7 protein-coding genes are annotated in these 6,609 nt (G+C 70.3%); 3 read left to right on the forward strand and 4 right to left on the reverse strand.

Going from position 1 to position 6,609, the window contains the following annotated elements; translation table 11 throughout:
- Positions 1-128: 128 nt before the first annotated feature.
- Together BCY76_RS18180 and BCY76_RS11875 are read right to left on the reverse strand one after the other, a co-directional pair.
- Positions 129-932, reverse strand: a complete 804-nt coding sequence (locus tag BCY76_RS18180; protein ID WP_070159557.1) for a CGNR zinc finger domain-containing protein — start codon at positions 930-932, stop codon at positions 129-131.
- Between the two features lie 194 nt (positions 933-1,126).
- Positions 1,127-1,600, reverse strand: a complete 474-nt coding sequence (locus BCY76_RS11875) for an SRPBCC family protein (protein WP_083277441.1) — start codon at positions 1,598-1,600, stop codon at positions 1,127-1,129.
- A gap of 128 nt (positions 1,601-1,728) precedes the next feature.
- On the opposite strand from BCY76_RS11875, the gene BCY76_RS11880 reads away from it, so the two are divergent.
- Entirely contained in the window at positions 1,729-3,102 is a 1,374-nt protein-coding gene (locus BCY76_RS11880; protein ID WP_070159552.1) for a hypothetical protein, read from the forward strand.
- Between the two features lie 90 nt (positions 3,103-3,192).
- Here BCY76_RS11880 and BCY76_RS11885 read toward each other — a convergent pair whose 3' ends face one another.
- On the reverse strand, positions 3,193-3,453 hold the full coding sequence (locus BCY76_RS11885) for a hypothetical protein (RefSeq protein WP_070159550.1): 261 nt from the start codon (positions 3,451-3,453) through the stop codon (positions 3,193-3,195).
- A gap of 59 nt (positions 3,454-3,512) precedes the next feature.
- On the reverse strand, positions 3,513-4,436 hold the full coding sequence (locus BCY76_RS11890) for a LysR family transcriptional regulator (RefSeq protein WP_070159547.1): 924 nt from the start codon (positions 4,434-4,436) through the stop codon (positions 3,513-3,515).
- A gap of 234 nt (positions 4,437-4,670) precedes the next feature.
- Between BCY76_RS11890 and BCY76_RS11895 the strand changes: the two genes are divergently transcribed.
- Both BCY76_RS11895 and BCY76_RS11900 read left to right on the forward strand, forming a co-directional pair.
- Entirely contained in the window at positions 4,671-5,921 is a 1,251-nt protein-coding gene (locus BCY76_RS11895; protein ID WP_237090121.1) for a Glu/Leu/Phe/Val dehydrogenase dimerization domain-containing protein, read from the forward strand.
- Between the two features lie 76 nt (positions 5,922-5,997).
- Positions 5,998-6,534, forward strand: coding sequence for a YbaK/EbsC family protein (locus BCY76_RS11900; RefSeq protein WP_085437727.1), 537 nt, complete (start codon positions 5,998-6,000; stop codon positions 6,532-6,534).
- Positions 6,535-6,609 lie beyond the last annotated feature (75 nt).

A 6,609-nucleotide genomic window follows, 5' to 3' on the forward strand; every position in this document is an offset into this window, starting at 1 on the left:
TGTCCGGCTCTCGACACTGCGGCGAGTTGGTCTGACGTTCCCCATACTCGACTCGATCGACTCGAGTATGGGGAACTCTGGACCAACTCGCCGCAACGGTGGACGGAGCGGAGGAACCGCTCAGGCGCTCACTTCTTCGCCTTCTTCTTGTCCTTCTTCTTCTTGGACTTCTTGTCCTTCTTCTCGCGCTTCTCCATCAGCTCATCGCGCATCCGGTCGCGGAACTCCTTGGCCGCCACCGCGGACTCGGAGGTGGGCTCGTTGATCTGGGCCGCCTTCTCCGCCGCACTGGGCTTGGCCAGCGTGGCCGAGGGCTCCGCCGCTTCACCGGCCAGCGCACGACGCCCGGCCTCCCGCAGGGCCGCCTGGCGGGCGCGGTAGGCCCGCACATGGGCCCGGTTGGCGCAGTTGCCGAAGTCGCAGAACAGCTTGGACCGGTTGCGCGTGAGGTCCACGATGACAGCGTCACACTCATCACCCTTGCAGGTGCGCATGCGGCCGGTCTCATCGTTGACCACCAGGAACTGGAGGGCGTCGGCGATGGCGGCCGTCATGACGTCGGCCAGCTGGGTGCTCACCGGGATCGGCACGGCACGGAACTGCGGTTCCTCGCCCCCCGAGGTGCGGACCACGCGAGTGCCCACTCCCTCCAGCAGCGTGTTGATCTTCTCCACCGGCTCCTTGGTGGTGATGGGGGCCGCACCCCAGATCTGGTGGACGGTGTCGCGCAGGTCGCGGACGGAGTCCACCTGGGCGCGGTCAAGGGTCGACGTCGGCCACTTCAGCTCCGAATCCTGGGAGGACAGGAACTTGCGCAGGCTCTCGATGCTGGTCAGCTGATCGGGTGAGGCCTGGGCGCTGTGAAGCCCCTCAGAGGTGTTCATGAGGTTGACGGCCGCCGTCAGGGTGCGATTGATCTCTGCGTGGAACATGCAGTGTTCTCCTGACAAGGTATGCGGGCGCAGGGGCCGGAAACGGCGGCCCCTGACCCTGGTGCAACGGGTCCTCCCAGTGTAACGATGTGACGCGTTGACGGGCTGAATGTGATGGAACTGTCACAATGTCCCCGCCCGTCCCGCGCAGTTGCCTTGTGCAACGAGGTTCGTCAGGGTGGGTCCTGTGCCCGTCAGGAGGAGGCGAAGCGGTCATGCAGCCGCTGCAGGGAGGCGCGGATGCCGCCGTCGTTCTCCCGGTGGACGCCGGCGATCTCCAGGGCCTTCCGCAGGGGAGCGGCCTGGCCGCTGAAGTCGTAGGACTCGGTGACGAGCGTGCCGCCGTCGTCAGCCGGCTCCAGCTCCCAGCGCCAGCGGTGTCCGCCGGGATGCCGCCACTCCACCACCCGATGCGGCTGGGCCCGGGTGGTGTGCATGGTGATCGCGTAGGGGATGCCGTACTTGCGCATGTCCACCCGGAACCTGTCGCCGGGCTGCAGCTCGCGCGGCCCGATCGCCGTGGTGCGCACCGTCCCTGAGCCGTCGAGCTCATGATGACGGTGCGGGTTCGCGATGATCGCGTACAGCTCCTCGGCCGAGGCCTCCACACGGATGCAGTGGGCGATCACCTGCGGTCCGCGCTCCACCGGTTCAGGGGTCATGCTCATGGTGCGCCAGTCTACGGCGAACCGGGGTGCGGGCGTGCGCCGCGTCATCTGCGGTTGCATCCGCGCACCGGGCAGGTGAATCTGGTGGAGAGCATCGGCATCGACAGGGTCGGGAGGGTCTTGGAACGATGGCACGGTCCCGCAGGTGGCAGGTCCGCCTGGATGACGACGCCGCCGAGACCGGCGAGCTTCCCGAGGTCACCGACATCACCCCCACCCACGGTGCGGCGCGGCGTCTGGCGGCCTTCGCGGCCAGCGAGGAGGCCGCCCACCCGGCGACCACCACCCCGGAGCAGCGGGAGTCTCAGGCCAAGCTGCAGGTGCTCATCGAATCCCGGGCTATCTGGAGCGCCATCATCGGCGGAGTCCTGGGGCTGGGCTTCGGCCTGGTGGTCTTCCCCGGGGAACGGCCCGCGCTGGCGGGTGACGGGTCCATCCAGTTCTTCGGCGCGATCGTCGGTGGGGTGACCGCCGGACTGGCGTTCCTGCTGGGCTATTCCCTCAACGCCCGCATGGCCAACATCTGGCTGGGGGAGCGGCCCCGGATCCGGCAGCTGCTGGACACGGTCTCGCTGTTGGTGGTGCACTCCTCCATCGCCGTCATGGGCGCCCTGGGCCTGTTCCGCGTGTTCCAGGAGGCCTTCGTGGGACTCACGGTGGACTACATCGCCGGCGCGGTGCTGCTGTGCATCGTCGGTGCGGTGGCCGCCTACTTCAGCTTCAACTCCGGCGCCCGCATCAACGCGTTCTCCCTGTCCACCCTGCTGGGGGTGTTCATGGCCTCCGGTGTGCTGGTGTCGATGCTGTTCGCAGAGAACCCGTTCTGGTGGCATGTGATGTTCTCCGAGCTCGGCACCGGACAGGCCGGACTGACCTCCTTCTGGACGTTCAACACCACCCTCGTCGTCTCCGGAGCGATCATCACCACGCTGACCGCGTTCATCACGCGGGACCTGGAGACCTGGGCCGAGCATGTCCGACGGCGGCACGTCCGCAGGCTGCAGCACGAACGGGAGGCCCGGCGCGCGGTCCGCGGAAAGGTGCCCCTGACCCTGCCGCTGCGGCAGGCCGTGAGCAGACACATCCGCTCCCCGCGCATCCGGATGGTGCGGATCGGAATGATCGGCATGGGGGCCTCGCTGGCCGGAGTGGGGCTGGTGCCGGTGAACCTGCACAATGAGGTCCACGCGACCTTCACCGCCCTGTTCGGGCTGTTCTTCCTGATGCTGCTGATCGGCATGCCCTACTGGCTGCCCGGCTTCCCCCGCACCTTCTACCTGCTGAGCATCATCGCCGCCGGAGTGCTGCTCTTCGCCGGGAGCCTGTGGTGGCCTATCGGGTACTACAACCTGACCTCTCTGGAGCTGATCGGGGCCGCGATCCTGTTCTCCTGGCTGATCGTGTTCATCCGCAACATCGCCGCTGTGGTCGCCGAGCTGCAGGGTGAGGCGGATGCCGCCCGGCATCTGCCGGACGAGGAGCGGTCCGCGGGCGGCGGCTGAACGTCGCCTTCGGCCCAGGTGTCGCCAGTGGGCTGGCAGCGGGGCTGGTGCTGGCTGGGTGCCGAGGCCGCCGGTTCGGCCCCGGAGATCTCACCCCCAGAGCCCGGTGAAGTGCGCCACCGAGAGCAGCAGGGCCGCGCCGCTGGCGGCCACGGAGACCCCCAGCAGCCGGTGCGAGCCGTCCTTCCAGGTCAGCGCGCAGATCACCAGAGTGCCCAGGGCGACGGTGATCGCGAAATGCGGCATCCAGAACACCGTGCCGACGGCGATCAGCGAGGCGATCACCGGCAGCAGGGAGCCGGTCGGACGCGGTGAGGCGGTGGCGTGGGGAGTGTTCTCCGGGGTGCTCATGGGCACGACTCTAGAGCACCGGCCGGGCCTGTCTCCCGGCGCCAGGAGAAGCGGCCGGGTCACGGCACCGGTGACCCGGCGGCCAGACCGCGTTCGGCGGCCGAGGCCCGGACGGCGTCGATCACCAGTTCGAGGGAGCGTCGGGTCTGGGCGGTGCTGCGGTGAGCGATCGACACGGTACGCAGCACCGGCTCGGTCAGCGGTACGACGTCGACGCCGTCGGGCACCGAGTCCAGGACCAGGTCTGAGACCAGCGTGACCCCCAGGCCCCCGGCCACCATCGCCAGGGCCGTGGTCTGCTCCTCCACCTGGTGGACGATGCGCGGTTCGAAGCCATGGCGCCGGCAGGCGATGCGGATGGCCCGTCCGAAATGGGACGTCGGCCCCGCCAGCACCCAGGGGTGGTCGGCGAAGGCGGCCAGCGAGACCGGAGACTCCGGCGTCGCGCCCGAGGTGACCGCCGCATGCAGGCGCTCCACCGCGATGACGTCCCGGACCAGCCCCGGATCCCAGGGCAGGGCGTAGTCGGAGTACTCGATCACGAAGGACAGGTCCAGGCTGCCGTCCAGCACCGCGCTCGCCGTGGCCTCCGGAGGCAGCTCCACCGTGCGCACCTCGATGCCGGGGTGCTCCTCGGTCAGGCGGGTCAGCGCGGTCGGCAGCAGGCCCGAGGCCACCGAGGCCCACACACCCACCCGCAGGCGCGAGGTCACGCCGCCCTGGGCCTGTTCCAGCGCCATCTCGGCATCCTCGACGGCGCCCAGGATGTCCTCGGCGTGCTCGGCCAGCACCGCTCCCAGCTCGGTGAGCCTGATTCGGCGGCCGAGGCGCTCGAACAGCGAGGCCCCCACCTCACGTTCCAGCTGCGCCAGCTGCTGGGAGACGGCCGAGGGGCTGTAGTGCAGACTCGCCGCCACCCCGGTGACCGTCCCACGCCGCTGCAGCTCGCGCAGCATCCGAAGTCGACGCAGTGACAGCTCCATGCGGTCAGCGTACCTGCGCGACCCCTATTCAGGACCCCTCTGCGGCCCTGGGCCATGGCGCGCTGAGGAGGGGTGACCGTCCCAGTTCACAAAAGCTGCAAGGTCCTGTGCATGAACCCGCATGGTCAGGCTATAGACCCCGGCATGCCCGGGGGCCCACAGTGAGAGTACTGGTGCAGGACCGCCGGACGGCGGCCACTTGACGCCACAACATCCGTAGATCTGGAGGTGATCGTGGTGACTCTCGACACGCGGTGGCAGACCCCCGCAGATGATGGGCAGGACGTCCTCGGCCTCGGCGTCGAGCAGGCGCCGCGGGACACCGAGCCGTATCGCAGGATCCACTGGACCGACCCCGTCACCGGGGCGCAGGGCCACCTGGTGGTCCACTCGCTGGTCGGCGGCCTCGCCACCGGCGGCACCCGGATGCGCAAGGGGTGCACGCTCCACGAGGTGGAGGACCTGGCGCGTGGCATGTCCGCCAAGACCGCGGTGTTCGGGCTGCCGGTCGGCGGAGCCAAGGGCGGCATCGACTTCGACCCCACCGACCCGCGCGCCCCGGAGGTGCTGGCCCGCTTCTTCGCCGAGATGAAGCCGTGGCTGGACGCGCACTGGGTCACCGCCGAGGACCTGGGGGTCACCCAGCAGCGCATCGACGAGGCCTTCGCCGCCGTCGGGCTCGGTCAGAGCTTCCACGCCGCCATCCAGCGGTCCACGGATCCTCAGGCCACCCTGCAGCGGGTGCGTGCGGGCCTGGAGATCCGCACCGACGACGGCTGCATCCTGGGTGACGTGATCGGCGGCTACGGCGTGGCCGAGGCCTGCCTGGGCGTGGTGCAGCACCGTGGCTGGAACCGCGCCACCACCGACGTCGCCGTCCAAGGTGTGGGCACGATGGGCGGGGCTGCTGCCTACTACCTGCACGGTGCCGGCGTGCGCGTGGTGGCCCTAGCGGACGTCCAGGGCACTCTCTACGACCCCTCCGGACTCGACGTCCCCGCCCTGCTGGACCTGCGGGACGACTACGGGGTCATCGACCGGGCCGGGGTCCCCGCCCATGTCACTCAGCTGCCGCGCGAGGCGGTGCTGGCCACCGACGCGGACATCTTCGTCCCGGCCGCGATCTCCTATGCGGTGCGGCCGGAGAACGCTCAGGACGTCGTCGCCTCAGTGATCGTGGAGGCCGCCAACACCGGCGTCACCCGGGAGGCCGAGGAGCTGCTGGCCCGCCGCGGGGTGATGGTCATCCCGGACGTGGTGGCCAACACCGGCGCCGCCGCCTGGGCCTGGTGGATGCTGTTCGGGGAGGTCGGCACCGACCCGGAGGACTCCTTCCAGCGGCTGCACCTGGAGATGCGGGCCAAGGTGGCCCGGCTGCTCGCCGAGGCCGACCGGGCCGGCGTCTCCCCGCGGGACACCGCGTGGGACATCGCCGGGGTCAACCGGGCCGCGATGCAGAACCGCCCGCCGGCCTACATCCCCTGAGGCTGGCAGTGGTACGGCTGGGGCTGGTGCGGCTGCGCTGATGGAAGGCGTCACCGGCCGGGACTAGTCTGGAGCCATGGCACAGACTCCGTCCGAGACTCCGGCTGGCGCGACGGCGCGCCCCCACCCCGCGGTGGACCGGGTCACCGCCGAGCTGACGCGGCTCGGCGTCACCCCGGAGGTCCGGTGGTTCGACGACGCCGTCACCACGGCGCAGGCCGCCGCCGACGCCCTGGGCATCGACATCGGCCAGATCGCCAACTCGCTGGTCTTCCTGCGCGACGAGGTCCCCATCCTGGTGATGACCTCCGGGGCGCACCGGGTGGACACCGACTGGCTGGGGGAGCGGCTCGGCGGCACGATCAGCCGCGCCCCGAAGGACCGGGTGAAGCAGGCCACGGGTCAGACCATCGGGGGTGTCGCACCGGTGGGCCACCCGGCACCGGTGCCGACCTTCGTGGACACCATGCTGGCCGAGCACGAGGAGATCTGGGCCGCGGCAGGTCACCCCCGCACGGTCTTCCGAACCACCTGCGAGGAGCTGCTGAGGATCACCGGAGGCACCCCGGTCTCCGTGCGCCCGGCGGCCGGTCAGCCAGAGGCGGGCGCCTGAGATGGCCGCACGTCGTGGCGTCGCGCCGTGCCGCCGTCGTCGGCTCCGGACCCAATGGGCTGACCGCGGCCTGCG

Origin of the sequence: Nesterenkonia sp. PF2B19 (genome assembly GCF_001758425.2) — a bacterium.
GTDB classification, from domain to species: domain Bacteria; phylum Actinomycetota; class Actinomycetes; order Actinomycetales; family Micrococcaceae; genus Nesterenkonia; species Nesterenkonia aethiopica.

Excerpts from the sequence above, each read along its gene's own strand:
- BCY76_RS18180 (WP_070159557.1), bottom strand. The coding sequence starts at position 932 with ATGTTCCACGCAGAGATCAATCGCACCCTGACGGCGGCCGTCAACCTC.
- BCY76_RS11875 (WP_083277441.1), bottom strand. The coding sequence starts at position 1,600 with ATGAGCATGACCCCTGAACCGGTGGAGCGCGGACCGCAGGTGATCGCC.
- BCY76_RS11880 (WP_070159552.1), top strand. The coding sequence starts at position 1,729 with ATGGCACGGTCCCGCAGGTGGCAGGTCCGCCTGGATGACGACGCCGCC.
- BCY76_RS11885 (WP_070159550.1), bottom strand. The coding sequence starts at position 3,453 with ATGAGCACCCCGGAGAACACTCCCCACGCCACCGCCTCACCGCGTCCG.
- BCY76_RS11890 (WP_070159547.1), bottom strand. The coding sequence starts at position 4,436 with ATGGAGCTGTCACTGCGTCGACTTCGGATGCTGCGCGAGCTGCAGCGG.
- BCY76_RS11900 (WP_085437727.1), top strand. The coding sequence starts at position 5,998 with ATGGCACAGACTCCGTCCGAGACTCCGGCTGGCGCGACGGCGCGCCCC.